The sequence below is a fragment of the Kitasatospora sp. NPDC127111 genome (assembly GCF_042677465.1).
Lineage (GTDB): Bacteria > Actinomycetota > Actinomycetes > Streptomycetales > Streptomycetaceae > Kitasatospora.
The window spans coordinates 120,386-144,502 of sequence record NZ_JBHXTG010000008.1; the positions used below are offsets into that span (position 1 = coordinate 120,386).

Below are 24,117 nucleotides of genomic sequence, written 5' to 3' on the forward strand. Positions count from 1 at the left end.
TGACGATGTGACGCCGCCGTGCCCCGGGAGCGGGACTTCGGGGACGGACCCCGGAGGCGCGGGTCAGGCCGTCTCGACCTTGAGGTCGCGCAGCAGCTTGGCGACGTGACCGGTGGCCTTGACGTTGTAGAGGGCGCGCTCGACCTTGCCCTGCTCGTCCACGATCACGGTGGAGCGGATCACGCCCTGGTACGTGCGGCCGTAGTTCTGCTTCTCGCCGTACGCGGCGTAGGCCTCCAGCACGGCGTGGTCCGGGTCGGAGAGCAGGGTGACCTTGAGGTCCTCGGCCTCGCGGAACTTGCCGAGCTTCTCCGGCTTGTCCGGGGAGATGCCGATGACGTCGTAGCCGGCGCCGGCGAAGACCTCCAGGTTGTCCGTGAAGTCGCAGGCCTGCTTGGTGCAGCCCGGGGTGAGCGCGGCGGGGTAGAAGTAGACGATCACCTTTCGGCCGCGGTGGTCGGCCAGCGAGACCTGGTTGCCGTCCGCGTCGGACAGGGTGAAGGCGGGCGCGGTGTCGCCGGGCTGGAGGCGCTCAGTCACGGGGGACTCTCCTGGTGCGTGGGCGGGGTGGTCGTACCACGGCCAACTTACCTCCGATGGTGGGTGGGGCCGCGCGGCCGCTCCTGGCAACTGACAAACTGGGTCAGTCGCAACAGGACAACATCTGTGAATTGGGGTGGCCCGAGTGGGCGAGGCGAGGACGAAGGACCAGTCGGCGCGGACGACCGCCCAGATCGAGGCGGACATCGCCCGGACCCGCACCCAGCTGGCGGCGACCCTGGACGAGCTCGCCATGCGCGTCCACCCGAGCACCGTCTCCGCCCAGGTCAAGGCGAAGGCCGTGGCCGCCGTGGAGGAGCGGGCCGGCCGGGCGTACGTGGCGGCCAGCGGGCTGGTGGAGAGGGCCAAGGCGCAGTTCGTGGACGACAAGGGGCAGCCGCGCAAGGAGCGGATCGTCCCGGTGGCGCTGGTCGGCGTCGGCCTGGTGCTGCTGGTCGCGTCGAGCCGCAAGCGCCGCAAGGACTGAGCGGCCGGGTCGCGGCGGGGCCGGGCGCCGGTGGGTGCCCGGCCTTTCGCGTGCCCGGCCTTTCGCGTGCGCGGCCCTTTCGCCTGCCCGGGCGGTCCTGCTGCCCGCCCCCGGGCCGGTCGGGTGCCGGGCCAGCGTCACGCCGCGGGCCCGGGGGCGGTACCTTCGGGGTCGTGAGTACGAACGACGAACCGACCCCGCAGGCCTTCTCGACCGAGCACGACTCGCCGCGCCACGACCGGCTGGGCGAGAAGCTGCCGATCAAGATGCTGCACGACCGCGTGCTGGTGAAGACCGAGGGCGGCGAGGGCGAGCGCCGCTCGACCGGCGGCATCCTCATCCCGGCGACCGCCGAGCTGTCCAAGCGCTGCGCCTGGGCGGAGGCCGTCGCGGTGGGCCAGAGCGTCCGCTCGGTGGAGCCCGGCGACCGCGTGCTGTACGACCCGGAGGACAAGCTGGAGGTCGAGGTCCGCGGCGCCACCTACGTGCTGCTGCGCGAGCGCGACCTGCACGCCGTCGCGGCGATGCGCTTCGGCGACACGGAGGGCTCGACCGGGCTGTACCTCTGACCGCCGGCCGGGGCGGACGGTGGTCGGCCGGTTCCGGCCGGTCGGCCGAGCGCGCGACCGGCCGAGCGCGCGACGGCCAGGCGCGGTGGATCGTCGGCCGCGGGGGATTGTCGGTGGCGGGGGCTATGGTCCCGGCATGAGCAGCCGTGTGCCTTCGGTCAGTGACGAACAGCGCCGGGCCCGGGTCGGCCGGCGGCACCTGCTGGCGCCGTCGGCCCGGGTGGAGCGCGTCGAGCAGGTGGCGGACGCGGTGGTCGGGCTGCACGCCTCCGATCCCGCGACGGTCTACCTGTCGGCGTGCGCGCGGCTGGCGGTGCCGTCGGCGGCGGAGGTCGAGCGGGCGCTGTACGAGGACGTCTCGCTGGTGAAGCTGCTGTCGATGCGGCGGACGCTCTTCGCCGTGACGGAGGGGTTCGCGCCGTACGTGAGCGCGTCCACCGCGCGGGCGATCGCGGTCAAGGAGCGGGCGACGCTGCTGAAGCACCTGCGCGAGCTCGCCGAGGGGTGGGACGAGCCGCGGCTCGCCGAGACGGAGCGGGCGGTGCTGGCGGCGTTGGAGCGGCGCGGCGAGGCGACGACGAGCGAGCTCGGCGAGGACGTCCCGGCGCTGCGGGAGACGATGGTGATGTCGGCGGGCAAGCCGTACGCGGCGAAGCAGAGCGTGGGCAGCCGGTTGTTGCGGTTGCTGGCCTCGGACGGGCACGTCCGCCGGTGCCGGCCGCGCGGGTCGTGGCTGAGCAGCGGCTATCCGTGGGCGCCGGTGCCGCAGTGGCCGGACGTGCCGGTGCGCGAGGCCAAGGCGGAGGTGGTGCGGCGCTGGCTGGCGGCGTACGGGCCGGCGACGGTCGAGGACGTGAAGTGGTGGACGGGCTGGACGCTGGGGGACACCCGCAGGGCGCTGGCCGACGTGGGCGCGGTGGAGGTGGCGCTGGCCGGCGGGGTGGCGGGCCTGGTGCTGCCGGGGGACGAGGGGCCGGTGGCGGAGCCGGAGCCGTGGGCGGCGTTGCTGCCGGGGCTGGATCCGACGGTGATGGGCTGGCGCGGGCGGGACTGGTACCTGCGGCCGGAGGACGTTCCGGCGCTGTTCGACCGGGCGGGCAACGCCGGGCCGACGGTGTGGTGGTGCGGCCGGGTGGTGGGCGGTTGGGCGCAGCGTGCGGACGGCGAGGTGGTGTGGCGGTTGTTCGCGGACGTCGGTGCGCAGGCGGAGGCGGCGGTCGCGGTGGAGGCGGCGCGGTTGTCGGGCTGGCTGGGGGAGGTGCGGGTGACGCCGCGGTTCCGGACGCCGTTGGAGCGGGGGTTGGTCGCCTGAGCCGGCCGGTCGGTTGTCCGGGGCCGCTCAGCGGGCGGGTGGGGTGGCCTGGTCGCCGACGGGTGGCGGGGCGGTCGCGCTGGCGGGTGCGGTGGGCCGGGCTGAGGTGGGCCGGCTGGTCGGGGTGGCCGGTGGTTCGGGGGTGGGGGTCGGCTGGGGGGCCTGCGGGGTGGGGGCGGGCGGCAGGGTCTCGGTGGGGCGGCTGCTCGGGGTGGTCTGCTGCGGTGCGGGGGTGACGGGGGCGGGGGTGCTCGGGGCGGTGGTGGGGGCGCCGGGGGCGCTGGTGGCCGGCGGGGTGGTGGTGGGTGAGGCGGGGGCGGTGGTGGTGGGGGTGCTCGGCTGGGTGTTGCCGCGGCTGGGCTGGAGGTCGAAGTGGTGGACGTCGGTGCCGTCCAGGACGTCGGCCATGTAGGCGGTCCAGATCTGGGTGGGGAAGGCGCCGCCGTTGATCCGGGTGTAGCCGGCGGTGCCGGAGAGCGGTTCCTTGGCGTGGGTCTTCGGGTTCTCCCGGAACAGGCCGACGGTGGTGGTGAGTTCGGGGGTGTAGCCGGCGAACCAGGCGGACAGGTTGGAGTCGGTGGTGCCGGTCTTGCCGGCGGCGGGGCGGCCGAGTTCGAGGGCGGCGGCGCCGGTGCCGCGGGGGCTGACGACGTCGCGCAGGACGTCGGTGACGGCGTCGGCGGTGCCGCGGTCGAGCGCGGTGGTGGGGACGTGGTCGGGCATCTTGGGGACGTCGATGGCGCCGCCGCTGTGGACGCGTTCGAGCTTGGCGACGGACCACGGGGTGAACGCCTGGCCGTGGTTGGCGAGGGCGGCGTAGGCGCCGGCCAGGTTGAGCGCGCTCGGGGTGGCGGTGCCCAGGGTCATCGAGGTGTTGGCCGGGTCCATGCCGCGGACGTTGTCGGGGATGCCGAGCCGGACGGCGGTCTCCCGGACGTGGGCGAGTCCGGCGTCGACGCCCTCCTGGGCGTACACCGAGTTGACGGACTTGGTCATGGCGTAGCGCAGGGTGATGTTGCCGTAGTCGGTGTCGTCCTCGTTGGGCGGCGCGTACGGGGTGGGGCCGCCGGTGACGGGGCGTTCGCTGGTGCCGTCGTAGCGGGTCTCGGTGGTGATGGGGCGGCCGTCGCCGCTGCTGCGGCCGGAGTTGAGGCCGGCGGCGAGGTCGAAGGGCTTGAAGGTGGAGCCGATCTGGTTGTCCTGGCGGAGGGCGTCGTTGTAGGGCTGCTTGGCGTAGTCGGGGCCGCCGTAGACGGCGACGACGCGGCCGGTGGCGGGTTCGACGGAGGCGCCGGCGACGCGGACGTCGGTGTCGGTGGCGGGGCGTTTGGCGGGGTCGAGTTCCTCGGTGAGTTCCTGCTGGACGGCGCGGGTGAAGGCGTCCTGCTTGTCCCTGTCGAAGGTGGTGGTGATCCGCCAGCCGCCGGCCTTGAGGGTGGCGGTGTCGATGATGCCGGAGGAGACGAGGTAGTCGTCGGCGACGCCGACGAGGTAGCCGGCCTGGCCGCCGAGGCCGGTGGCGGGCTGGGGGTCGATCGGGTCGGGGAAGGTGGTGGCGGCGCGGTCGACGGCGGTGAGGAAGCCGAGCTGGACCATGCCGTCGAGGGCGTAGTTCCAGCGGGCGACGGCCTTCTCGCGGTTGGCGGGGGTGGCGGTCTTGACGTCGTAGAGGCTGGGGGCCTGGAGGAGGGCGGCGAGGTAGGCGCCCTGGGGGAGGGTGAGCTGGGAGACGTCGACGCCGTAGTAGGCGTGGGCGGCGCTCTGGATGCCGTAGGCGCCGCGGCCGAAGTAGCTGCTGTTGAGGTAGCCGGAGAGGATCTCGTCCTTGCTGCGCTGCTGGTCGACCTTGAGGGCGATGAAGAGTTCGCGGCCCTTGCGCTCGATGGTCTGGTCCTGGGTGAGGTAGTAGTTCTTGACGTACTGCTGGGTGATGGTGGAGCCGCCCTGCATGCCCTTGCCGAGGAGGGTGTTCCAGCCGGCCCGGACCATGCCCTTCAGGTCGATGCCGCGGTTCTGGTAGAAGGTGCGGTCCTCGGCGGAGACGACGGCGTGCTGGGTGTCGAGGGGGATCTGGGTGATCGTGACGTCGGTGCGGTTGACGGCGCCGGTGCGGGCGATCTCGGTGGTGCCGTCGGCGTAGAGGTAGATGTTGTTCTGGGCGACGGCGTGGGCGTTGGGGTCGGGGACGGGGACGATGAGGTAGAGCACGGCGAAGGAGCCGACGGCCGCGAGCAGGACGGCGGTGAGCGCGCCGAGGGTGACCCGCCAGGTGGGCAGGAGCCGGCGCCAGAACGACTTGGCGCGGCGCGCTTCGCGACGGGCGGCCCGCTTGGCCTGGCGTCGGGTGCGGTGGTCTGCGCTCACGGTCATGCCGCGATTATGTGCTATTTGATCCGCGATCAGGTGTTGGGGAAACCGGGTGCGGCGGCTGATCGTCGGCGGTACGGTGGAAGGTGCAAACCATATAGCGCACTCAGTTGAGCAGCTCCGCCCGCCCGGCCCGGTACCCCCGGGGTGGGGACGGTCGGAGCCGGTCCGGCGTGCGCGCGCGTCGCTGTGCGTACCCGTCTGCTCGTATTTGTCGACAAGGAGACAATATGCCGAACGTCGTCCCGGCCGAGCCGCGGCTCGGGCCCCCTCCGGATCCCGGCGGCACCGCCCGGCCGGATCCCGCCGGCACCGCCCGCCTCTACCTCGCCGTCGCCCGCGGCGCGTTCCGCCGCTACTCCACCTACCGGGCCGCCACCCTGGCCGGCGTCTTCACCAACACCGTCTTCGGCTTCATCCTCGCCTACACCTTCCTCGCCCTCTGGCAGGCCAGGCCCGGCCTCGGCGGCTACGACACCGCGCAGGCCGTCACCTACATCTGGATCAGCCAGGCCCTGCTGGTCGCCGTCGCGGTCTTCGGCGGCGGCTTCCAGGACGACCTCCAGGAGCGGTTCCGCAAGGGCGACATCGCGGTCGACCTCTACCGGCCGGTCGACTTCCAGGGCTGGTGGCTGGCCACCGACGTCGGCCGGGCCGCCTTCCAGCTGCTCTCCCGCGGCGCGCTGCCGCTCGTGGCCGGCAGCCTCGCCTTCGACACCCGGCTGCCGCACGACCCGTCCGTCTGGGCGGCCTTCCTGCTCTCCGCCCTGCTCGCCGTGGTGGTCAGCTTCGGGCTGCGCTTCCTGGTCTCGCTCACCGCCTTCTGGCTGCAGGACGCCGACGGGATCCGCTCGGTCACGGTGGTGGTGTCGATGTTCTTCTCCGGGATGCTGCTGCCGCTCGGCCTCTTCCCCGGGTGGCTCGGCGAGATCGCCCCGGCGCTGCCCTGGGCCGCGCTGATCCAGATCCCCACGGACGTGCTGCTGGAGCGGCACGCCGGCGCGGGGCTGCTCGGCGCCCTCGGCCTCCAGGCGCTCTGGGCCGTCCTGCTGCTCGCCGCCGGGCGCGGCGTCCAGCTGCTGGCGACCCGCAAGGTGGTGGTCCAGGGTGGCTGACACCCTCCGCACCGCAGCGCCGCCCGCGCGGACGTGGTGGGCGGTCCGCTCGTGGTGGCTGGTGGCCGCGATGTGGAACCGGTCCACCATGTCCTACCGGCTCTCCTTCGCGATGATGGCCCTGGCCAGCACCGTCATCACCTTCCTCGACTTCGTCGTCATCCTGCTGATGTTCCAGCACACCCGGGCCCTCGGCGGCTGGACCCTGCCGGAACTCGGCTTCCTGTACGGCACCTCGGCGTTCGCGCTGGGCACCGCCAACCTGCTGGTCGGCACGGCCGACGCGCTCGGCGAACGGATCCGCACCGGAAGCCTGGACACCATGCTGATCCGGCCCGCCCCGGCGCTGGCCCAGCTCTGCGCCGAGCGCTTCACCCTGCGCCGGCTCGGACGGCCCGTGCAGGGCGCCGCCGTCCTGGCCTGGTCGCTCACCGCCGTCGACGTGCACTGGACCGCCGACCGGGTGCTGCTGGTGCCCGTCCTGCTGGTCTGCGGCGTCGTCATCTTCTCGGCCGCCTTCATCGGCGGCGCCACCGTGCAGTTCTGGTGGGGCGAGGCCGGTGAGCTGCAGAACGCGCTCACCTACGGCGGCGCCACCCTGCTGCAGTACCCGCCGACCGTCTTCGCCAAGGAACTCGTGGCCGGCGTCGTCTTCGGCGTCCCGCTGGCCTTCGTCAACTGGCTGCCCGCCCTGCGCATCCTCGGCCGGCCCGACCCGCTGGGCCTGCCCGCCGCCTTCCAGTACGCCTCGCCCGTCGCCGCCGCGCTCTGCTGCGCCGCGGCCGGCCTCGCCTGGCGCGCCGGGCTGCGGGCCTACCGCGGCACCGGCAGCTGACCCCCCACCACCCAGGAAACGGAAACCCCCATGGCACTGATCGAACTCGACGACGTCCGCCGCACCTTCACCGTCCGCGCCAAGGCCGGCCGGTTCAAGCGCGAGAAGCGCGAGGTGCGCGCGGTCGACGGCCTGACCTTCACGGTCGCCGCCGGCGAATGCGTCGGCTACATCGGCCCGAACGGCGCGGGCAAGTCCACCACCATCAAGATGCTCACCGGCATCCTGGTGCCCACCGGCGGCCGGCTGCGCGTCGCCGGCGTCGACCCGGCCCGGGAACGCGTCGCGCTCGCCCGCCGGATCGGCGTCGTCTTCGGACAGCGCACCACCCTCTGGTGGGACCTCCCGCTGCGCGACTCCTACGAACTCGCCCGCCGGCTCTACCGCATCCCCGACCGGCGATATCGGGACAACCTCCGACGCTGCGTCGAACTGCTCGACCTCGGCGGCCTGCTGGACACGCCGGTGCGGCAGCTCTCGCTCGGCCAGCGGATGCGCGGGGACCTCGCGGCGGCCCTGCTGCACGACCCGCAGGTGCTCTACCTGGACGAGCCCACCATCGGGCTGGACGTGGTCAGCAAGGGCAAGGTGCGCGACTTCCTGCGCGAGGTCAACCGCGAGCAGGGCACCACCGTGCTGCTCACCACCCACGACCTCACCGACATCGAGCAGCTCTGCGACCGGGTCATGGTGATCGACCACGGCCGGGTCGTCTACGACGGCGGGCTGGACGGGCTGCACGCGGCCGGCGACAGCGAGCGGACCCTGGTGGTCGACCTCGCCGAGGCCCGGCCGCCGATCGAGGTGGCCGGCGCGCGGGTGGTGAAGGTCGAGGGCCCGCGGCAGTGGCTGGCCTTCCCGGCCCAGCAGAGCGCCGCCCCGATCGTCGCCGCCGTCGCCGACCGGTACCCGATGGTCGACCTCTCGGTGCGCGAGCCCGCGATCGAGGACGTGATCGCGCGGATGTACGCGGAGGTCGCGATCGGCTGACCGCACCGGGGCAGGACCACCGCGGAGGGGGGCGCGCACGGGCGCGCGGCGGCTGTGCGCGCCCCTGTCCGCAGGACGCGCCGGTGGCGGGCGTGACTCCGTGGAGTCCCGCCGAGTTGACCCTGCGTCGCCCGGCGGGCTCCGCCCCGCCCGGCACACGCCCGGCGGACCGCGTACCGGAGGGGCAGCGCCCGATGACCGCACCCGAGGTGACCGTGGTGATCGCGGTCCACAACGCCATGCCCTACCTGATCGCCTGCCTGGACTCGCTCGTCCGGCAGACCATCGGGCCGGCCCGCATGGAGGTGATCGCGGTCGACGACGGCTCGACCGACGGCGGGGGCACCGTCCTCGACGGCTACGCGGCCCGGCACCCGGGGCTGTTCACCGTCCTGCACCAGCCCGACTCCGGCGGCCCGGCCGCCGCGGCCAACCGGGGCCTGGCCCTCGCCCGCGGCCGGTACGTGCTCTTCCCCGGCGCCCGCGACTGGCTGGGCGCCGACGCGCTCGCCCGGATGGTCACCGCGGCCGACGACTGGGGGTCCGACGTCCTCCTCCCCACGCGGATCGGCGTGCACGGGCGGCCGGTGCCGCCGGTCGGCCTCGGCGCGTCGGCCGCCTCGGTCGGCTTCGCGGACACCGCGCTGGCCGAGGCGCTCACCGGCACCGAACTGTTCCGCCTCGACCTGATCGGACGGCACGGGCTGGTGCGGGACGAGGAACTGAAGGCCTGCGCGGACCAGCCGTTCACGCTGGCCGCCTGGCTGCACGCACGCCGGATCTCCGTCCTCGCCGACCGCGACCACCACCTGGTGCTGCGCGAGGACGGCGCCGGCGCCACCCGGCGGGCCGGCGTCCGGGAGCGGCTGCGCGGCGCCGCCGCGGCGCTGTCGGTGGCCGCCGAACTGGCCGCCGAGGGCGCCGAGCTGGACGCCATCCGGGCCCGGTACTTCGGCCGGGAGGTGTCCTCGCTGCTCCGGCGCGACTTCCCGCGCCACCCCGCCGGCCGGCAGGACGAGCTCTGCGCCGGGGTGGCCGGCCTGGTCGAGCGGTTCGGCGCGCGCGAGGTGTACGACCGGCTGCCGGTGCCCGACCGGCTGCGGCTCGAACTCGCCGCCACCGGGCGGGCGGACGCGCTGCGCGACCTGATCCGCTACGAGGCCGCGCACGGCGACCCGCCGGTGCTTGTGGAGGGCCGCCGCCGCTACGCCGGCTACCCGGCCTTCCGGGACCCCGGGCTCGGACTCGCCGACGGACTGTTCCTGCTCACCGAGGCTGCCGCGCCCCCGGCGGCCGGGCCGCCCGCGCTCGCCCGCCGGCTCTGGCGCGGCGCGGTGCCCGCCCCGGCACGCCGCCGGCTGTCCCCGTTGGTCGGGGCGCTGCGCGCGGCGGGCGCACGCCGGTAGGCGCGCTCGGGACGGTCCGACGGCGCGTGTTTGCGGGGCGCGCCGTCCGCTCGCGCCGGGCAGCGGGCAGACTGGCGGAGTGAGCGACGAAGCCTTCAGCGGGACCGGCCCCGGATTCCGGTTCACCGCGGCCGACGAGGAGAAGCGACGCGGCGTCCGCCGGATGAAGACCATCGCGACCGGCCTGCTGGCCTTCGCGACCCTGGTCTTCGCCCTGGCCACCTGGGCGGAGGCGGCCGGCGCCGGCGCCTGGGCGGGCTATGTGGCGGCCGCCGCCGAGGCGGGCATGGTCGGCGCGCTCGCCGACTGGTTCGCGGTGACCGCGCTGTTCCGGCGCCCGTTCGGCCTGCCGATCCCGCACACCGCGATCATCCCGACCAAGAAGGACGTCTTCGGCCGGTCGCTCGGCGAGTTCGTCGGCGAGAACTTCCTCGCCGGCCACGTGGTGCGGGGCCGGCTCGCCGCGCTCGGCATCGCCCGCCGGCTCGGCGAGTGGCTGAGCGCCCCCGGCAGCGCCGAGCGGGTCACCAAGGAGGCCTCGGCCGCGCTGCGCGGGGTGCTCGCCGTGCTGCGCGACGACGACGTGCAGGCCGTCGTCGGCGAGGCGGTGACCCGGCGGGCCGCCGCCACCTCGGTGGCCGAACCGATGGGCCGGATGCTCGGCAAGGTGGTCGCCGACGGCGGTCACCACGGCGTGGTCGACCTGGTCGCCGTCCGGGCGCACGACTGGCTGGCCGAGAACCACCGGGAGGTGGTCCAGAAGGTCAGCCAGAAGACCCCCGGCTGGACGCCCAAGTTCATCGACCACCAGGTCGGCGAGCGGGTCTACAAGGAGCTGATGCGGTTCGTCACCGACATCCGCGACAACCCCGACCACCCGGCCCGCGGCGCCGTCGACAACTTCCTCGCCGACTTCGCCACCGAGCTGCAGACCGACCCCGAGACCATCGCCCGGGTCGAGCGGGCCAAGGTCGACCTGCTCGCCCGGCCCGAGGTGCAGGACCTGATCGCCTCCACCTGGGCCGCCGTCCGCACCCTGGTGCTGAACGCCGCCGAGGACGAGGACAGCGAGCTGCGCCGGCGCATCCGCGAGGGCGTGCGCGACTTCGGATCGCGCCTGGCCAGCGACCGGAAGCTGCAGGCCAAGGTGGACGGCTGGCTCCAGGACGCCGCCCAGTACCTGGTCGACACCTACCGGACGGAGATCACCTCGCTGATCTCCGAGACGGTGGCCGGCTGGGACGCCGACGACGCCTCCCGCAAGATCGAGGCCAACGTGGGCCGCGACCTCCAGTTCATCCGGATCAACGGCACCGTGGTCGGCGCCATGGCCGGCTTGCTGATCCACACCGTGGCGGTCGCGCTCGGAGGCTAGCCGGGTGTGCTTATCCTGGCGGGAACCGCTCGATACGCGCGTAGAAACGCGACGCCCGCGGCGAAGACGCGCGGACGTAGACGCGCGGACGAAGACGAAGACGAAGACAGCGAAGAAGGGCACCACCGTGGTCCAGCCGGACGGAAGTCGGATCGGAAACCCCAGCAGCCAGGCCGCCGGCCGCGGCATCGAGGCGTTCATCGCCGGGATGCCCAAGGCGGAGCTGCACGTCCACCACGTCGGATCGGCCTCGCCGCGCGTGGTCGCCGAACTGGCCGCCCGCCACCGCGGCCAGTCGAAGGTGCCGGTCGACCCGGCGGCCCTCGCCGAGTACTTCACCTTCACCGACTTCGCCCACTTCATCGAGGTCTACCTCAGCGTCGTCGACCTGATCCGCGACGCCGAGGACGTCCGCGCCCTGACCTACGGCGTCGCCGAGGACATGGCCCGGCAGAACATCCGCTACGCCGAGCTGACCGTCACCCCGTACTCCTCGGTCAGCCGGGGCATCCCCGACGTCGCCTTCATGGAGGCGATCGAGGACGCCCGGGTGCGGGCCGAGAAGGAGCTCGGCGTCGTGCTCCGCTGGTGCTTCGACATCCCCGGCGAGGCCGGCCTGGCCGCCGCCGAGGAGACCGCCCGGCTCGCCGTCGACCTCGCCCCCGAGGGCCTGGTCAGCTTCGGCCTCGGCGGTCCGGAGATCGGCGTGCCGCGCCCGCAGTTCAAGCCGTACTTCGACCGGGCGCGCGCGGTCGGCCTGCGCAGCGTTCCGCACGCCGGTGAGACCACCGGCCCGGAGACGGTCTGGGACGCCCTGCGGGTGCTCGGCGCCGAGCGGATCGGCCACGGCACCCAGGCGGTGAAGGACCCGGCCCTGCTGGACCACCTCGGCGAGCACCGGATCGCCCTGGAGGTCTGCCCGACCTCGAACATCGCCACCCGGGCGGTCGAGCGGATCGAGGAGCACCCGATCCGGCAGATGGTGGACGCCGGCCTGCTGGTCACCGTCAACAGCGACGACCCGCCGATGTTCGGCACCGACCTCAACACCGAGTACGCGGTGGCGGCCCGGCTGCTCGACCTGGACGAGACGGGCGTCGCCGCGCTGGCGCGCAACGCCGTCGAGGCGTCCTTCCTGGACACGGCCGGCAAGGCCCGGATCGTCGGCGAGATCGACGCCTACCTGGCCGCGTGGAACCGCGGCTGACCTGCGCCCTCCGTCCGCCGGCCGAGCGCCGGTGACCGCCCCCGCCGGTTCGACCGGCGGGGGCGGTGCCGTTCCCGGTGCCATCGTTTGGGCGGGTGTGGTGCCAAAATGGCTTCACATGGCACCACTGTGTGTGCCATGCTGTGCGGCATGGACCTCACGCCGTATGTCGACAACCTCCGGCACGAGCTCGCGGTGGCGGCGGGCGCGGGCGGGGACGAAGCCCGCGCGCTGGCCGAGCGGCTGACCCGGCCGCTGGATTCGGCCGCCCGGCTCACCCTGCTCGACGCGCTCTCGGCCGCCATGGGCGAGGTCGCCCGGGAGCTCGCGCCGGCCTCGGTGGACGTCCGGCTCCGCGGGCTGGATCCGGAGTTCGTGGTGACGGTGCCGGCGTCGGGGCTTCTCCGCGACCCGATGGTGCCAGTCGTGGCGCCATCGGTGCCGGGCGTGGTGTCGGACCTCGACGAGGGTGGCACCGCCCGGATCAACTTCCGCCTCCCCGCCCACCTCAAGACCAGGGTGGAGGAGGCCGCCGGGCGGGAGGGGCTCTCGGCCAACGCCTGGCTGGTCCGGGCGGTGGCCGGCGCCCTGGAGCCGGGCGCGTCCTTCCACCCCGCCGGGCGGACCGGGTCGACCGGGCCGGCCGCCGGGCAGGAGTCGTCCACCCGGCCCGACCGCCCCCCGCCGCACCCCGGCGGGGGAGGGGGCGTCCCCGGCGCCCACCTGCGACTGCACTTCGCCGGCCCGGCCGAACTCGCCGCGGCCGCGGGTCTCTTCACCTACGCCACGCCCGATGAGGAGGCGCTCGCCCTCTCCGTGCCCGGCGACAACAAGGTCGTCACGGTCAAGGCCGTGCTGGACGTCCTGGACAACGCCGCCGTCCGGGCCGAGTCGCTGACCGTGCACGTGCCCGGGCCGGACGAGCCGCGCGCCGGCCCGCTCGGGCGGGCCACCCGATGAGCGGCACGTGGCCCGGCTGGCTCCGCCTCCTCGCGGGCCTGTCAGTGGGGCAGCCGCAGCGCGAGGCCGTCGAGGACGACCTCCAGGCCGTAGAAGAACTTGGCGTCGCGGATCTGGACGGGGTCGTTGGCCGCGGTCGTGGCGGCCGCCACGGCGTAGGAGTCGGCCAGCACCGCGTGGCCGGCGGCGGCCTCCTGGGCGGCGGGCATCAGGCGGGCGATGAAGGCGGCCTCGGTCTCCCCGGAGCGGGCGACCGTGGTGAGCCACGCCGCCTCGGTGGTGCTCATGCCGATCGCGTAGGTCAGCACGGTGTCGATCGCCCGGCTCGGCTCGGGGAAGCCGAAGGAGGTGAACAGGACGGCGAGCCGCTCGGAGAAGGCCATCAGGTTGGGGCCGAGGTAGGCGAGGCCCGCCGTGCCGAGGACCGAGGCCAGCCACGGGTGGTTCAGCGTGGTGGTGCGGAAGGACTGCGCGGCCCGGGTGGTGGCGGAACGCCAGTCGGTGCTGTCGGCGGGCGGCAGGACGATCTCGCCGAAGACCTCGTCCACGGCGAGCTCCATCAGCTCGTCCTTGGTGGCCACGTGCCGGTAGAGGGAGGTCGCGCCGGCGTTGAGGCGGGCGCCGAGCTTGCGCATGGAGAGCGCCTCGACGCCGTCCGCGTCGAGCATGGCGATCGCCTCGCGGACGATCGCCTCGCGGCTGAGCGCGGGCTGCTCGGGTTCGCGCTGCCGGCGGGCCCAGACGGACGGGATCGGGTTCGCCTTGGTGGCCATCGGAACTCCCTCGGTCGCTGACTGAGATCACTGGAATTGGGTGCGTACATCGTGCGCATCAAGCGTACACAACGCGAGACTTGCGTACGGCGTTCCGCGATGCGTACAGTGTTCGCATCGACGGAGCATCGTTCGCACGCCGAAACTCGGAGGGGAAAGACTCATGGAAGCCCGCAACCCACGTCGCTGGTGGATCCTGATCGTGCTGTGCCTCAGCTCGATGGTCCTGGTGATCGACAGCATGGCGTTGACCGTGGCGGTTCCGTCGATGACGGCGGATCTCAAGGCGACCGCCCAGGACACGCAGTGGATCCTCGACTCCTACATCCTGGTGTTCGCCGGGCTGCTGCTGACCTCGGGCAGTCTGGGTGACCGGTTCGGCCGCCGGAAGATCATGATCATCGGCTTGTTGCTCTTCGGGGCGGCGTCACTGGCCGCGACCTACTGCACCAACCCCGGCGAGGTCGTCGCCTCCCGGGTCGCGATGGGCATCGGCGGCGCGCTGATCATGCCCTCCACGCTGTCGATCCTGATCGTCGTCTTCGACGAGGACGAGCGCGGAAAGGCGATGGCGGCCTGGGGCTCGGTGTCGATGCTCGGCCTGGTCGGCAGCCCGGTGCTCGGCGGTGTCCTGATCGACCACTTCTCCTGGCACTCGATCTTCTACCTCAACGTGCCGGTCGCGGTGCTGGCGATCGTCGCCGCGCTCGTCCTGATGCCGGAGTCCAAGGGCCAGTGGCAGAAGCCGGACCCGCTGGGCGCGGTGCTGTCGGTGGTCGGAATGACCTCGCTGATCTGGTGGATCATCGAGATTCCGAAGCACGGCGCCTTCGAGGGCGGCTCGCTGATCAGCCTCGCGGTCGCGGTGGTGGCCCTCGGCGGGTTCGTGATCTGGGAGAACGTGACGGACGAGCCGATGGTCCCGCTGGCCCTGTTCAAGAAGCGCAACTTCAGCGGCGGCTCGCTCTCGCTGACCCTGGTCCAGATCGGCAACGGCGGCCTGCTGCTGGTCCTGACCCAGTACCTGCAGTTCGTGCTCGACTACTCGCCGATCAAGGCGGGCCTGGCCTTCGTGCCGCTGGCGGTGGCCGCGCTGATCGGCAACGGCGCCGGCGCCGGGCTGACCGCGAAGATCGGCAACCGGCCGCTGGTGCTGGTCGGGATGGCGCTGATGGCGGGGGCGTTCGCGCTGCTCAGCACGGTGGACGCGGAGACCGGGTTCGCCGTCCCGGCGGTGGCGCTCGGCCTGCTGGGCCTGGGGGCGGGCTTCGCGATGCCGGCCGCGGTCGGCGCGCTGATGGGGGAGATCCCGGCGGAGAAGGCGGGCGTCGGCTCGGCGCTCAACGACACCATCCAGCAGGCGGGTACGGCGCTGGGCATCGCGATCCTCGGCTCGCTGCTGGCGAGCGGGTACGCGGACGAGATGCCGGCGGGGGCGTCCGAGCAGGCCAAGCAGTCGATCGTCGGTGCGCTGGCGGAGGCGAAGGGTGATGAGGGCCTGGTCCACGCGGCCCGGGAGGCGTTCACCTCGGCGATGGGGACGACCGTCACGGTGAGCGCGGTGGGTGTCGTGGCGGCGGCCCTGCTGGCGGCCGTGGTGATGCGGGACAAGAAGAAGGCGGCGGAGGTAGTGGAGGAGGAGCCCCAGCTCGCCGCATGAGGAAGACCGACGATGAAGGCCGGCACCCCCCGGGAAGGGGCGCCGGCCTTCGGGCGTGGTGGCGCGGTCAGACGTCGAACTCGCCGTTGCGGATGGCGGAGAGGAGGTCGCGCCACTCGGCAGTGGTCAACTGGGCGACGGCGTCGGGCTGGAGGCTGCTGCGGAGATAGACGGTGTCGGCGGAGACGGCCACCTCGGGGCAGCTCGCGCCGTCCGCGCAGGCCTTCGGGCGTTCCCACTCAAGCGCTTCCATGTGCGGATCACCTTTCTGGCGAACCTGATGAGGTTGCTCGGCTCGATGATGTGGGGCTACCCAGGGTTCGCTGGTCTCAGGCGTCGAACTCGCCGTTGCGGATCCCGGCGAGGAGGTCGCGCCATTCGGTAGTGGTCAACTCGGCGACGGCCGCAGGCTGGAGGCTGCTCCGGATGTAGACGGCGTCGGCGGTGATGGCCACCTCGGGGCAATTGTTCCCGTCTCCGCAAGCGTCGGGCCTGCGCCAGTTGAGTTCTTCCATTGCTGTTCCTCTCAAAGGGTCTTCATGATGGCGGAGACGAGATCGCGCGACTCGCTTGGGCCGAGGGCCCGGTCCCTCATAGCCCCGATGATGTTTCGGTAGTTCTCGAGCTGGTTCGCCTCGGTCAGGAAGGTGGGCGTCCCGACGGAGTCGAGCTGTACGGTGTCCAGGCGTGTGACGGGACCTCGGGCATACATAACCGCTTGCCCTGCCCCTTTGAATCCCCCAGCCCGGAACTCCAGGACGCGGAGTGTCACATTGGGCAGGTCGGACAACATGAGCAGGTGCTGGAGCTGTGCCCGAACCACGGTCGGCCCACCGAACATCATTCGCAGTGCGGCCTCGTGCACGATCGCCTCATACTCGATCGGTTCGCTCCGGGTGAGGAGTTGCGCTCGCCGCATGCGGTTCTCTACCCGAGCTTCGATGTTCAGAGGCCTGAGCGGTGGATAGACCTCGCGGAATATCTCCCGAGCCGTATCCTCGGTCTGCATCAGGCCGGGAGCATGGCAGATCTGGTACGTCGAAATGCCGTGCGAGTAGTGCTCGACCTCGGAGATGTCGAGTAGCCCGGCGGATACGAGGCCCCGGTGCTCCTCCCACCACCCCTTGGTTCTGTCTCCCGCCATAGTCGCCAGGGCGTCGACGTACGCGGAGTCGCCTTCCTCGTATTCGGAGGCGAGCGCGACCACTCTCTCGGGCGTTACCGCATACAGGCCCTGCTCGATGAGCGTGATCTTCGTGCGGTCAAGCCCGAGGACGGCAGCAGCCTCGATGGTGGTCTTACCTGCGGCATCGCGCATCTTTCGTAGCTCGATGCCGACCCGCTGCCTTCGTGCGCTTGGGGTAGGTGGCATGCACCAAAGCATCTAACGCGACGGTATCGCGAGTCCAGCGACCTTCAAGCAGAACATGTTCTCAACGGGCTGGCACGTGTACCGCCGCATGCCCTACAGTCGGTGATGCAACGCTCACCGGACGGCATGTCAGTAATGCTTTACCAACGGGCAGTTGGTACCGCCTGCCCGGGCGCCGAAGAGCCCCCACCAGGACTTGCTCACGGCGACATCCGCTCCGGCGCACCCCACCTACACCGCAGGGAGAATCCCCGTGTGTAACCGCAACCTCAACTCCCCCTCCCTCACCATCGCCCGCGAGGCCCTCCGGGACGCCATGGCCCGCAGCGGCTGGCACCCCGAGGCCATCGCGGACGCCGAACTCGCGCTCGCCGAACTGATCGTCAACGCCTGGCGGCACGGCCGGACGACCTCCCCCGTCGTCCTCTTCCTCATCCTCGACGGCACGCTCCGCGTCTCCGTCTGCGACGACAGCTCCGACTTCCCCGAGCAGCGCGACCCCTGTGCGCTCGCCGAGTCCGGGCGCGGCCTCCAGCTGATCGCCGGCCTCACCCACCGCTGGGGCGCCGAACCGCAGAAGCGCGGCAAGACCGTCTGGTTCGAGCTGGACGCCGCCGCGTGAACGCCTCCCGCGCCGTGCTCGGCCTCCTGATCCTCATCCTGCTGTCCGCCGTCGTCGGCGGCGTCTGCCAGGCCCGGACCGAGTCCCTCCAACTACCCGACCAGGAAGCCGGCGAGTAGCCGAAGGTCTCCTGACCGTCTCCCGGCGGCCTCTCCCTACCGCTGCTGCTGCGGCGGGATCCCCGAGGTATCGGCGATGGTCCCGCCGGTCAGCGTCGCCAGCATCTCGCGGACGTTGGTCAGCTGGGCGGTCAGGCTGTCACGGCGATTGGTCAGCGCCGCGAGTTCGCGTTCGGATTCGCTGCGGACCCGGTCGGCCTTGGCGTTGGCGTCGGCCACGATGTCCTCGGCCTGCCGCCAGGCCGTCTCGACGGTCACCCGGGCCCGGCGCTCGGCGTCCGTGCGCAGCTTCTCGGCCTCCAGACGCAGCTGCTCGGACCGGCTCTCGATCTCGGCCAGCCGCTTCTCGGCCTTGGCTCGCCGGGCCGCCAGGTCACGCTCGGACTGCTCACGCCGCAGGGTGAGCATGCTCTCGAACTCCGCAGCCGCCTGGGCCGCCATGGCGCGGGTCTCCTCGAACAGGGCGTCCGCTTCGTCGCGCTTGCTCTGGGCGTCCCGGTCGGCCTGGGCCTTGGCCTCCTCTGCCTCCCGCAGGGCCGTCCGCACGTCCTCCTCCGCCCGCAGCCGCAGGGCGGCGATCTCGCGCTCGGTCTGCTCGCGCCGCTTGGCGAGGTTCAGCTCGAACTCGGCCGCCGCCTGCGCCGCCTTGGCGCGGGTCTCCTCGAACAGCGCGTCCGCCTCCTCCCGCCGGCTCCGCACGTACGCGTCGTCACTGACGGACGTGTCGCGCACCGTCGGGGTGTACGCGGGCGGCGGGTTCTCCAGTGACCAGGTGGCGGCGCGCAGCCGACCCGCGACCTGGTCGGCCCCGGACGGCCGCTGCGCCGGATCCTTCGCCAGCAGATCCAGGACGAGCCGGTCGACCTCGGCCGGGATCCCGGACCGGAGCGTGCTCGGCGGCACCGGATCGACCGTGCCGTGCAGTCGCATCAACTCGAAGACGCCACCGCGGAAAGGGGGTTGGCCCGTGCACAGCTCGTAGAGCAGGCAGCCGAACGCGTAGAGGTCCGAGCGGGCGTCGAGCCCCTTGCCCTCGAACCGCTCCGGCGCCATGTAGGCCGGGGTGCCGATGATGGCGTGGGTGCTGGTCACGCCGTCGTCGGCGGTCTCGGTCCGGGCGATGCCGAAGTCCACCACCTTCACCGAGCCGGAGGCCAGGACCATCACGTTGGCGGGCTTGATGTCCCGGTGGACGACGCCGGCGCCGTGCGCCACGGCGAGCGCGTCGGCGATCTGCGCGGCCCAGGTGAGCGAACGGGCCAGCGGCGGGACCCCGTCGGCCAGGCGCGCGTTCAGCTGGACGCCGTCGAGCAGCTCCATGACCAGGTAGAAGACCGGACGGCCGGCGCTCCGGTGCTCGCCGAAGTCGTGCACGGTGACGATGTGCGCATGGTTGAGCGCCCCGGCCGTGGCGACCTCCCGGACGAAGCGGGCGACGTCCTTGGCCGTGTTCCCGCCCTGCTGCATGACCTTCACGGCCACGTGGCGCTTGATCCGGGCGTCGCGGGCCTTCCAGACCACCCCGAACGCACCTTCGCCGATCGTCTCGATCAGCTCGTACCGGTCGTCCAGGACATCGCCCGCCCGCATTCCCGCCCCCTCGCCCGCCAACGGCGCCTCGCCGTGCACAACTTACCGCCCGCGGGTGAGGGGGGAGGCGGTCTCGCTGCGAGCAGGGGTGGCGGGACCGGCGGCTGCCGGGCGGGTAACCTGCACCGGTCAACGGCCCGTTGACAACCGTTCAAGCACTCGACCACGGGGACCAGCCAGCACCATGTCCGCACCGCCGCCCTACCAGAACCACCCGCCGCAGCAGCCGTACGGCTACGCGCCGCCGCCCCCGCCGCCGTACGGCCAGCAGCCGCCGTACGCGCAGCCGCATCCGCAGTACACCGCCCAACCCCCGTACGGCCAGCAGCCGTCGGCGCCTCAGTCGCCGCAGTCGCCCCAGCGGCCGGCGCGGCGCAGGAGCCCGCTGCAGTCGGTCATCTCGATCGTCGTCGTCCTGGCGGTGTTCGGCGGCGTCGGCTGGTACGTGTGGAAGTACAACACCGACCCCAACGGCGGCAAGGCCAAGGCCAACGCCTCGCAGGCCGCGGAGGCCAGGGAGAGGCTGACGCACGAGCCGAACATCGGCGACTGCGTGAAGATCCAGGACCCGCAGGGCTCGCCGGTGCCGACCATCGTCGACTGCAAGTCCGCCGAGGCCCAGTACAAGATGGCCGACCGGCTGTACGGCCCGGACAAGAGCTGCGGCTCCGCGTACGACTACGGGATCAAGGTCTCGCGCAGCAAGGGCGTCGACTACACGATGTGCTTCAAGAAGGTCTGACCCGGAACGCCGCTGCCCCCGGAAGCACGCTTCCGGGGGCAGCGGTCAGGGGGCGACGGACGGGCCGGGCTCAGCGCAGCCGCGACGAGGACAGGATCGACGCGAGGTGCGCGACGACCATGCCCCAGGTGATCACCGCGATCGCCGCGAGGGCGTAGCGGGTCGGGGCGATGGTGCCGACCGCCGCGTCCGCCACCGCCGTGGCGAGCAGCACCAGCGACGCCTCGATGCCGTTGGTCACCCGGTGGATCTTGAACACCGAAGCCAGCCGGCGCGCTGTGGCGATGCCCTGCGAGCGCGGCTGGGTCGACTCCTCGTCGGCCGGCGCCAGCCCGCTGCGGGCCCGGGCGACGTCCACCAGGTCGGTCGACGCCTTCAGCAGCACCACGCCCAGCGCCGTCGCCAGCCCGAGCGACACCCACAGCTCGGACCCGCCCCGGGCGGCCCGCACCCCCGCCCCGATCATCAGCGCCGCGTCGGCCAGGTACGCGCCGAGCCGGTCCACGTAGACGCCGGCCGTGCTGAACTGCCGCTTCCACCGGGCCACCTCGCCGTCGACGCAGTCGAACAGCAGGAAGCCCTGGAACAGGACGGCGGCGAGCGCGGCGCCCGTCAGCCCCGGGATCAGCAGTGCCGCCCCGGCGCCCACGCCGCACACCACCATCACCCAGGTCAGGGTGTTCGGCGCGACGGACGTGCGGACCAGCTGCCGGGTCGTCCGCAGCGAGATCCGGCGCATGTACAAGCGGCCCGCCCAGTGCTCGCCGTTGCGGCTCCGCAGCTTGGCCTGCGGCTGGCAGACCTCCCGCAACTCGGCCAACGCCGGAGCAGCGACCATCACGAATCCCTCCACCCGTCCTGCCGGACTCCGAAACGATCAGCACAGGCTACGACCTGCCTTGACCACCCTCCGGGCCGGGTCTTGGATTCGGGCATGGAGATTCGCCGCGTCACCCGGGCTGCGGAGGTCATGGCCGCCGGGGACCTCTTCGACAGCCCGCCCCGGCCGGACGCCACCGCCCGTTTCCTGGCCGACGACCGGCACCACCTGCTGATCGGCTACGTCGACGGCGTGCCGGCGGGGATGGTCACCGGCGTCGAGATGACGCACCCGGACAAGGGGACCGAGCTGTTCCTGTACGAGCTGGGCGTGGCCGAGCCGTTCCGCGGCCGTGGCCTCGGCCGGGCGCTGACGACCGCGCTCGCGGACCTGGCCCGCGAGCGCGGCTGCCACGCCCTGTGGACGGTCACCGAGGAGGAGAACACGGCCGCGCGGGCCACCTACCGCAGTGCGGGAGGCGACCCGGAGCCCGCCCAGGCCGTGTACGCGTGGGACTTCGACCGCGCTGGGCCGGACCGCCGGTAGCCTGACCGCGCTGGGCCGGACCGCCCGTGGACGCCGAGCCGCCCGGCCTGCCGCTCCGCCTCCGTGCCGCACCGGCTCAGACCAGGGCCAACCCCGGCACCGGCGCGCCGCCGCGGTGCAGCCAGGCGCGCTCGGCGGCGGACCAGGCGGTCGTGGTGAGCAGGTAGATCCCGGCGGCCAGCGGGACCAGCGCGGCGAACAGCACCGTGCCGAACGACAGGTACGGCAGGAACGACAGTCCCGGCTGCGCCGCCTGCGGGGAGGCGGCCTGTGCCCGGCGGGCCCGCCGGAAGCCGACGTACGCCACCGCGGCCAGCCCCGCGTACAGCACTCCGAACACCACCCACTGCGCCGCGCCCTGCGCGCTGCCCACGTGCAGGCCGAGCGGGACGCCGAACAGGGTGTGGCCGAGCAGGTCGTTCGGCGTGGTGAACAGCCGGTACATCACCGAGAAGAACGGGATCTGCACCAGCATCGGCAGGCAGCCGGCGAACGGCGAGGCCTTCTCCTCCCGGTACAGCTCCGCGAGCGCGGCCTGCAGCTTCTCCGGCCGGCCCTTGTGCTTGCGGTTCAGTTCGGCGACCTTCGGCGCGAGCCGGGCCCGCGCCTTCTCCCCGCGCGCCGCGGCCCGGGCCAGCGGGTGCAGGGCGAGCCGGACGCAGACGGTGAACAGGACGATCGCCAGCGCCGTGGGCAGCACCTGGGCGAGAGCGGCGACGACGTCGTGGGCCAGGCCGACGGCCGGGTCGAGGAGTGCGAAGACGGACATGGTGGAGCGAGCCCTCCGGGGTCTCGGTGTCTCAGGACATGAGTGAGCTACGGAGGACGGCCGCGTGCACGGCCCTGTGAAGGGGGGTGGGGCTAGGCGGCCGTCGGGGCCGCGCCCGGAGCCCGGGGGCGTCGCCTGCCCCTGGCGTCGGGATCACGCTGCGGAAGGAAGGCGGTCCGGAACGCGCGGCGGCGCAGCATCCCGTTCCGCACGGTCGCCGGTGCCCTGGCCCCGAGCAGTCGGGCGACGACCAGCGTCCCCGCCACCGCTCCGGCCAGCAGCACCACGGCCGCGGCGGCCGCCACCGAGGTCAGCGTCCCGCCCTCGGCGAGCACCTCCCCGGTCAGCACCCGGAGCAGCCCGAGCAGCATCGCGACGATTCCCACGGCGTGCTCCTCTCCCGCTCGCTCCGGCCACCGGTTCTCAGACGTTGACGACGATCGTACGGCCTCCGGGGTTCCGGTGCGGCGGGTGTGCCGGGTGACGTGCGCCGCCGGCCGGATCCGGTGATCGACCGCCGACGCACGATCCTTCCGGGCCTTGGGGAAGCGGCCTGGTCCGGGGCGTAGCCAAGGGTGCTACGCGGGGCTACCGTGGAAGGCATGAAGACGATTACCCAGCGGGAGTTCCGGAACAACTCCGCCGCGGTGATGGACGCGGTGGAGGCGGGGGAGACCTTCCACATCACCAGGAACGGGGTCGAGGTCGCGGAGCTGCGGCCGGTGGCGGCGCGGCGGCGGCTCACGGCGGAGGAGCTGGTGGCCCGGCACGTGAAGCTGCCGCGGGTCGACCACCAGCAGATGCGCAAGGAGGCCGAGGAGTACTTCGGCCCCGAGGAGCTGGTGGGGGACGCCGACGACGACCCGTTCGAGCGGCGGCGTGGCTGAGCGGCGCAGGGCGGCCCGGCCCCGGCGGCGGCCGTCCGGGGTGCTGGACACGTGCGTCTACATCGACCTGGCGCTGCTCGACCCGGCCGACCTGCCGGCGGTGCCCGAGCTGACCGCGATCACCTTCGCCGAGCTGCAGCAGGGCGTCTCGATGGCGCGGGACCCGGTCAGCCGGGCGGCGCGGCTGGAGGTGCTGGGGGCGGCGATGGCCGACTTCGACCCGCTGCCGTTCGACGCGGCCGCGGCGGCGAGGTACGGGACGCTGGTGACGCTCACCATCGCCGCCGGGCGCCTGCCGCGACCGCGCCGGATCGACCTCATGATCGCCGCGGTCGCCTCCGCGCACGGCCTGCCGCTGTACACGCGCAACGTCGCGGACTTCCGCGGGCTGGGCTCGGCGGTGGAGGTCATCGGGATCTGAGGGCGGCCGTGCCGTCCTGCTCCACCCGGTCGGCCAGGGCAGCGGCGTACTTCAGGGCCTCGGAGCGGTCCCGGGTGCGCAGCAGGACGGTGTTGCCCCCGCGTCCGCCCCGGTCGGGCCCCGCCTTCGCGGCGACGGCCCAGCGCGGGCGGCCGAGCAGGGCGAGGGCCAGCCAGCGGAGCCCGAAGTTCAGGCCCACGAGCAGGGCGACGGGGATGAGCAGGAGGATCCCCTCGCCGTCCGGAACGACGTGCCGCAGGGGGGAGTAGTCGTTCAGGGGCCTGGCGGTGGCCCCGAACCTGCCGAGCCACACCACGGCGATCCGTACGGTCCCGTCGGGCCCGGCGACGTCGATGAAGCCGGTCCGCCCGGCCCGGCTGCCGCTCGCCCAGGTCTCCCGCTCCGCGGCGATGGACGTGCGGAGTTCACGCTCGCGGTCCTCGGTCTCCCGGGCCTGCCGGCGCTTCTCGAACTCCGCCGTCCATGCCTTCTCGCGCTTCTTCTGCTCGGCCGTCCATGCCTTCTCGCGCTTCTTCTGCTCGGCCGACCACGCCTGCTCGCGCTCACGCCGCTCGTCGGCCGTGATCCGCTTCCCCCGCGATGTGTCCATCTGGGCATCGTGAGAGCTGACTT

26 protein-coding genes and 3 pseudogenes are annotated in these 24,117 nt (G+C 73.0%); 17 read left to right on the forward strand and 12 right to left on the reverse strand.

What is annotated here, in order from left to right; all coding sequences use genetic code 11:
- Nucleotides 1-63: 63 nt before the first annotated feature.
- On the reverse strand, nt 64-540 hold the full coding sequence (gene bcp, locus ACFVHB_RS07865; protein ID WP_380316767.1) for a thioredoxin-dependent thiol peroxidase: 477 nt from the start codon (nt 538-540) through the stop codon (nt 64-66).
- Nucleotides 541-685: 145 nt separating this feature from the next.
- On the opposite strand from bcp, the gene ACFVHB_RS07870 reads away from it, so the two are divergent.
- The 3 genes from ACFVHB_RS07870 to ACFVHB_RS07880 all read left to right on the forward strand — a co-directional run bounded on the left by ACFVHB_RS07870 (nt 686) and on the right by ACFVHB_RS07880 (nt 2,908).
- Nucleotides 686-1,027: a DUF3618 domain-containing protein gene (locus ACFVHB_RS07870; protein WP_380316770.1), complete on the forward strand. Its 342-nt coding sequence runs from the start codon at nt 686-688 to the stop codon at nt 1,025-1,027.
- Between the two features lie 266 nt (nt 1,028-1,293).
- Complete coding sequence (locus ACFVHB_RS07875; RefSeq protein WP_375934398.1) at nt 1,294-1,596, forward strand: GroES family chaperonin; 303 nt, start codon at nt 1,294-1,296, stop codon at nt 1,594-1,596.
- A gap of 136 nt (nt 1,597-1,732) precedes the next feature.
- Nucleotides 1,733-2,908 (forward strand): winged helix DNA-binding domain-containing protein, encoded by a 1,176-nt coding sequence (locus tag ACFVHB_RS07880; protein ID WP_380316773.1) that lies wholly within the window; start codon nt 1,733-1,735, stop codon nt 2,906-2,908.
- Between the two features lie 27 nt (nt 2,909-2,935).
- On the opposite strand, the gene ACFVHB_RS07885 is transcribed toward ACFVHB_RS07880, so the two are convergent.
- Complete coding sequence (locus ACFVHB_RS07885) at nt 2,936-5,278, reverse strand: transglycosylase domain-containing protein (protein ID WP_380316776.1); 2,343 nt, start codon at nt 5,276-5,278, stop codon at nt 2,936-2,938.
- 227 nt (nt 5,279-5,505) lie between these two features.
- Here ACFVHB_RS07885 and ACFVHB_RS07890 point away from each other — a divergent pair, with 227 nt between their 5' ends.
- The 7 genes and pseudogenes from ACFVHB_RS07890 to ACFVHB_RS07920 all read left to right on the forward strand — a co-directional run.
- Nucleotides 5,506-6,390 carry an ABC transporter permease gene (locus tag ACFVHB_RS07890; protein WP_380316779.1) on the forward strand — a complete coding sequence of 295 codons (885 nt, stop codon included), beginning with the start codon at nt 5,506-5,508 and terminating at the stop codon, nt 6,388-6,390.
- A 70-nt stretch (nt 6,391-6,460) separates the two neighbouring features.
- Entirely contained in the window at nt 6,461-7,225 is a 765-nt protein-coding gene (locus tag ACFVHB_RS07895; RefSeq protein WP_380316915.1) for an ABC transporter permease, read from the forward strand.
- Nucleotides 7,226-7,255: 30 nt separating this feature from the next.
- Nucleotides 7,256-8,215 carry an ATP-binding cassette domain-containing protein gene (locus ACFVHB_RS07900; RefSeq protein WP_380316782.1) on the forward strand — a complete coding sequence of 320 codons (960 nt, stop codon included), beginning with the start codon at nt 7,256-7,258 and terminating at the stop codon, nt 8,213-8,215.
- Between the two features lie 194 nt (nt 8,216-8,409).
- Nucleotides 8,410-9,621, forward strand: a complete 1,212-nt coding sequence (locus tag ACFVHB_RS07905; protein ID WP_380316785.1) for a glycosyltransferase family 2 protein — start codon at nt 8,410-8,412, stop codon at nt 9,619-9,621.
- A 79-nt stretch (nt 9,622-9,700) separates the two neighbouring features.
- Entirely contained in the window at nt 9,701-10,996 is a 1,296-nt protein-coding gene (locus ACFVHB_RS07910; RefSeq protein WP_380316788.1) for a DUF445 domain-containing protein, read from the forward strand.
- 187 nt (nt 10,997-11,183) lie between these two features.
- A complete protein-coding gene (locus tag ACFVHB_RS07915) occupies nt 11,184-12,203 on the forward strand; it encodes an adenosine deaminase (RefSeq protein WP_380316918.1) in 1,020 nt (339 codons plus the stop codon).
- Between the two features lie 150 nt (nt 12,204-12,353).
- Nucleotides 12,354-12,842, forward strand: a pseudogene (locus ACFVHB_RS07920) (hypothetical protein); the annotation flags it as partial.
- A 362-nt stretch (nt 12,843-13,204) separates the two neighbouring features.
- Here the strand turns inward: ACFVHB_RS07920 and ACFVHB_RS07925 are convergent.
- Entirely contained in the window at nt 13,205-13,936 is a 732-nt protein-coding gene (locus tag ACFVHB_RS07925) for a TetR/AcrR family transcriptional regulator (protein ID WP_380316790.1), read from the reverse strand.
- A gap of 163 nt (nt 13,937-14,099) precedes the next feature.
- Here ACFVHB_RS07925 and ACFVHB_RS07930 point away from each other — a divergent pair, with 163 nt between their 5' ends.
- Nucleotides 14,100-15,596 carry an MFS transporter gene (locus ACFVHB_RS07930; protein WP_380316793.1) on the forward strand — a complete coding sequence of 499 codons (1,497 nt, stop codon included), beginning with the start codon at nt 14,100-14,102 and terminating at the stop codon, nt 15,594-15,596.
- A 67-nt stretch (nt 15,597-15,663) separates the two neighbouring features.
- Here the strand turns inward: ACFVHB_RS07930 and ACFVHB_RS07935 are convergent, their stop codons facing one another.
- From ACFVHB_RS07935 to ACFVHB_RS07945, 3 genes are all read right to left on the reverse strand, one after another.
- Nucleotides 15,664-15,849 carry a DUF397 domain-containing protein gene (locus tag ACFVHB_RS07935; protein ID WP_380316796.1) on the reverse strand — a complete coding sequence of 62 codons (186 nt, stop codon included), beginning with the start codon at nt 15,847-15,849 and terminating at the stop codon, nt 15,664-15,666.
- Nucleotides 15,850-15,925: 76 nt separating this feature from the next.
- Nucleotides 15,926-16,111: a DUF397 domain-containing protein gene (locus tag ACFVHB_RS07940; RefSeq protein ID WP_380316799.1), complete on the reverse strand. Its 186-nt coding sequence runs from the start codon at nt 16,109-16,111 to the stop codon at nt 15,926-15,928.
- An 11-nt stretch (nt 16,112-16,122) separates the two neighbouring features.
- A complete protein-coding gene (locus ACFVHB_RS07945) occupies nt 16,123-16,980 on the reverse strand; it encodes a helix-turn-helix domain-containing protein (RefSeq protein WP_380316802.1) in 858 nt (285 codons plus the stop codon).
- A gap of 241 nt (nt 16,981-17,221) precedes the next feature.
- Between ACFVHB_RS07945 and ACFVHB_RS07950 the strand changes: the two genes are divergently transcribed.
- Together ACFVHB_RS07950 and ACFVHB_RS07955 are read left to right on the forward strand one after the other, a co-directional pair.
- Nucleotides 17,222-17,590, forward strand: a complete 369-nt coding sequence (locus ACFVHB_RS07950; protein WP_380316805.1) for an ATP-binding protein — start codon at nt 17,222-17,224, stop codon at nt 17,588-17,590.
- Nucleotides 17,587-17,709, forward strand: a complete 123-nt coding sequence (locus ACFVHB_RS07955; protein WP_380316807.1) for a hypothetical protein — start codon at nt 17,587-17,589, stop codon at nt 17,707-17,709. The genes ACFVHB_RS07950 and ACFVHB_RS07955 overlap by 4 nt, the downstream gene beginning before the upstream one ends.
- 594 nt (nt 17,710-18,303) lie before the next feature.
- Here ACFVHB_RS07955 and ACFVHB_RS07960 read toward each other — a convergent pair.
- Nucleotides 18,304-18,402 (reverse strand): annotated as a pseudogene (locus ACFVHB_RS07960) (cellulose-binding protein); the annotation flags it as partial.
- Nucleotides 18,403-18,519: 117 nt separating this feature from the next.
- Nucleotides 18,520-19,299, reverse strand: a pseudogene (locus tag ACFVHB_RS07965) (serine/threonine-protein kinase); the annotation flags it as partial.
- A gap of 184 nt (nt 19,300-19,483) precedes the next feature.
- Between ACFVHB_RS07965 and ACFVHB_RS07970 the strand changes: the two are divergent.
- Nucleotides 19,484-20,041: a hypothetical protein gene (locus ACFVHB_RS07970; protein WP_380316810.1), complete on the forward strand. Its 558-nt coding sequence runs from the start codon at nt 19,484-19,486 to the stop codon at nt 20,039-20,041.
- 70 nt (nt 20,042-20,111) lie between these two features.
- Here ACFVHB_RS07970 and ACFVHB_RS07975 read toward each other — a convergent pair whose 3' ends face one another.
- Entirely contained in the window at nt 20,112-20,879 is a 768-nt protein-coding gene (locus tag ACFVHB_RS07975; protein WP_380316813.1) for a CDP-alcohol phosphatidyltransferase family protein, read from the reverse strand.
- A 96-nt stretch (nt 20,880-20,975) separates the two neighbouring features.
- On the opposite strand from ACFVHB_RS07975, the gene ACFVHB_RS07980 reads away from it, so the two are divergent.
- Nucleotides 20,976-21,407: a GNAT family N-acetyltransferase gene (locus tag ACFVHB_RS07980; RefSeq protein WP_380316817.1), complete on the forward strand. Its 432-nt coding sequence runs from the start codon at nt 20,976-20,978 to the stop codon at nt 21,405-21,407.
- A gap of 76 nt (nt 21,408-21,483) precedes the next feature.
- Here the strand turns inward: ACFVHB_RS07980 and ACFVHB_RS07985 are convergent, their stop codons facing one another.
- Complete coding sequence (locus ACFVHB_RS07985) at nt 21,484-22,176, reverse strand: YidC/Oxa1 family membrane protein insertase (RefSeq protein ID WP_380316820.1); 693 nt, start codon at nt 22,174-22,176, stop codon at nt 21,484-21,486.
- Nucleotides 22,177-22,268: 92 nt separating this feature from the next.
- On the reverse strand, nt 22,269-22,562 hold the full coding sequence (locus ACFVHB_RS07990; RefSeq protein ID WP_380316823.1) for a DUF6412 domain-containing protein: 294 nt from the start codon (nt 22,560-22,562) through the stop codon (nt 22,269-22,271).
- A gap of 216 nt (nt 22,563-22,778) precedes the next feature.
- Between ACFVHB_RS07990 and ACFVHB_RS07995 the strand changes: the two genes are divergently transcribed.
- Complete coding sequence (locus ACFVHB_RS07995; protein ID WP_380316826.1) at nt 22,779-23,063, forward strand: type II toxin-antitoxin system Phd/YefM family antitoxin; 285 nt, start codon at nt 22,779-22,781, stop codon at nt 23,061-23,063.
- Entirely contained in the window at nt 23,056-23,484 is a 429-nt protein-coding gene (locus ACFVHB_RS08000; protein ID WP_380316829.1) for a type II toxin-antitoxin system VapC family toxin, read from the forward strand. Before ACFVHB_RS07995 ends, ACFVHB_RS08000 begins: the two co-directional genes overlap by 8 nt.
- Here ACFVHB_RS08000 and ACFVHB_RS08005 read toward each other — a convergent pair.
- Nucleotides 23,471-24,094: a hypothetical protein gene (locus ACFVHB_RS08005; protein WP_380316832.1), complete on the reverse strand. Its 624-nt coding sequence runs from the start codon at nt 24,092-24,094 to the stop codon at nt 23,471-23,473. The genes ACFVHB_RS08000 and ACFVHB_RS08005 overlap by 14 nt on opposite strands.
- Nucleotides 24,095-24,117 lie beyond the last annotated feature (23 nt).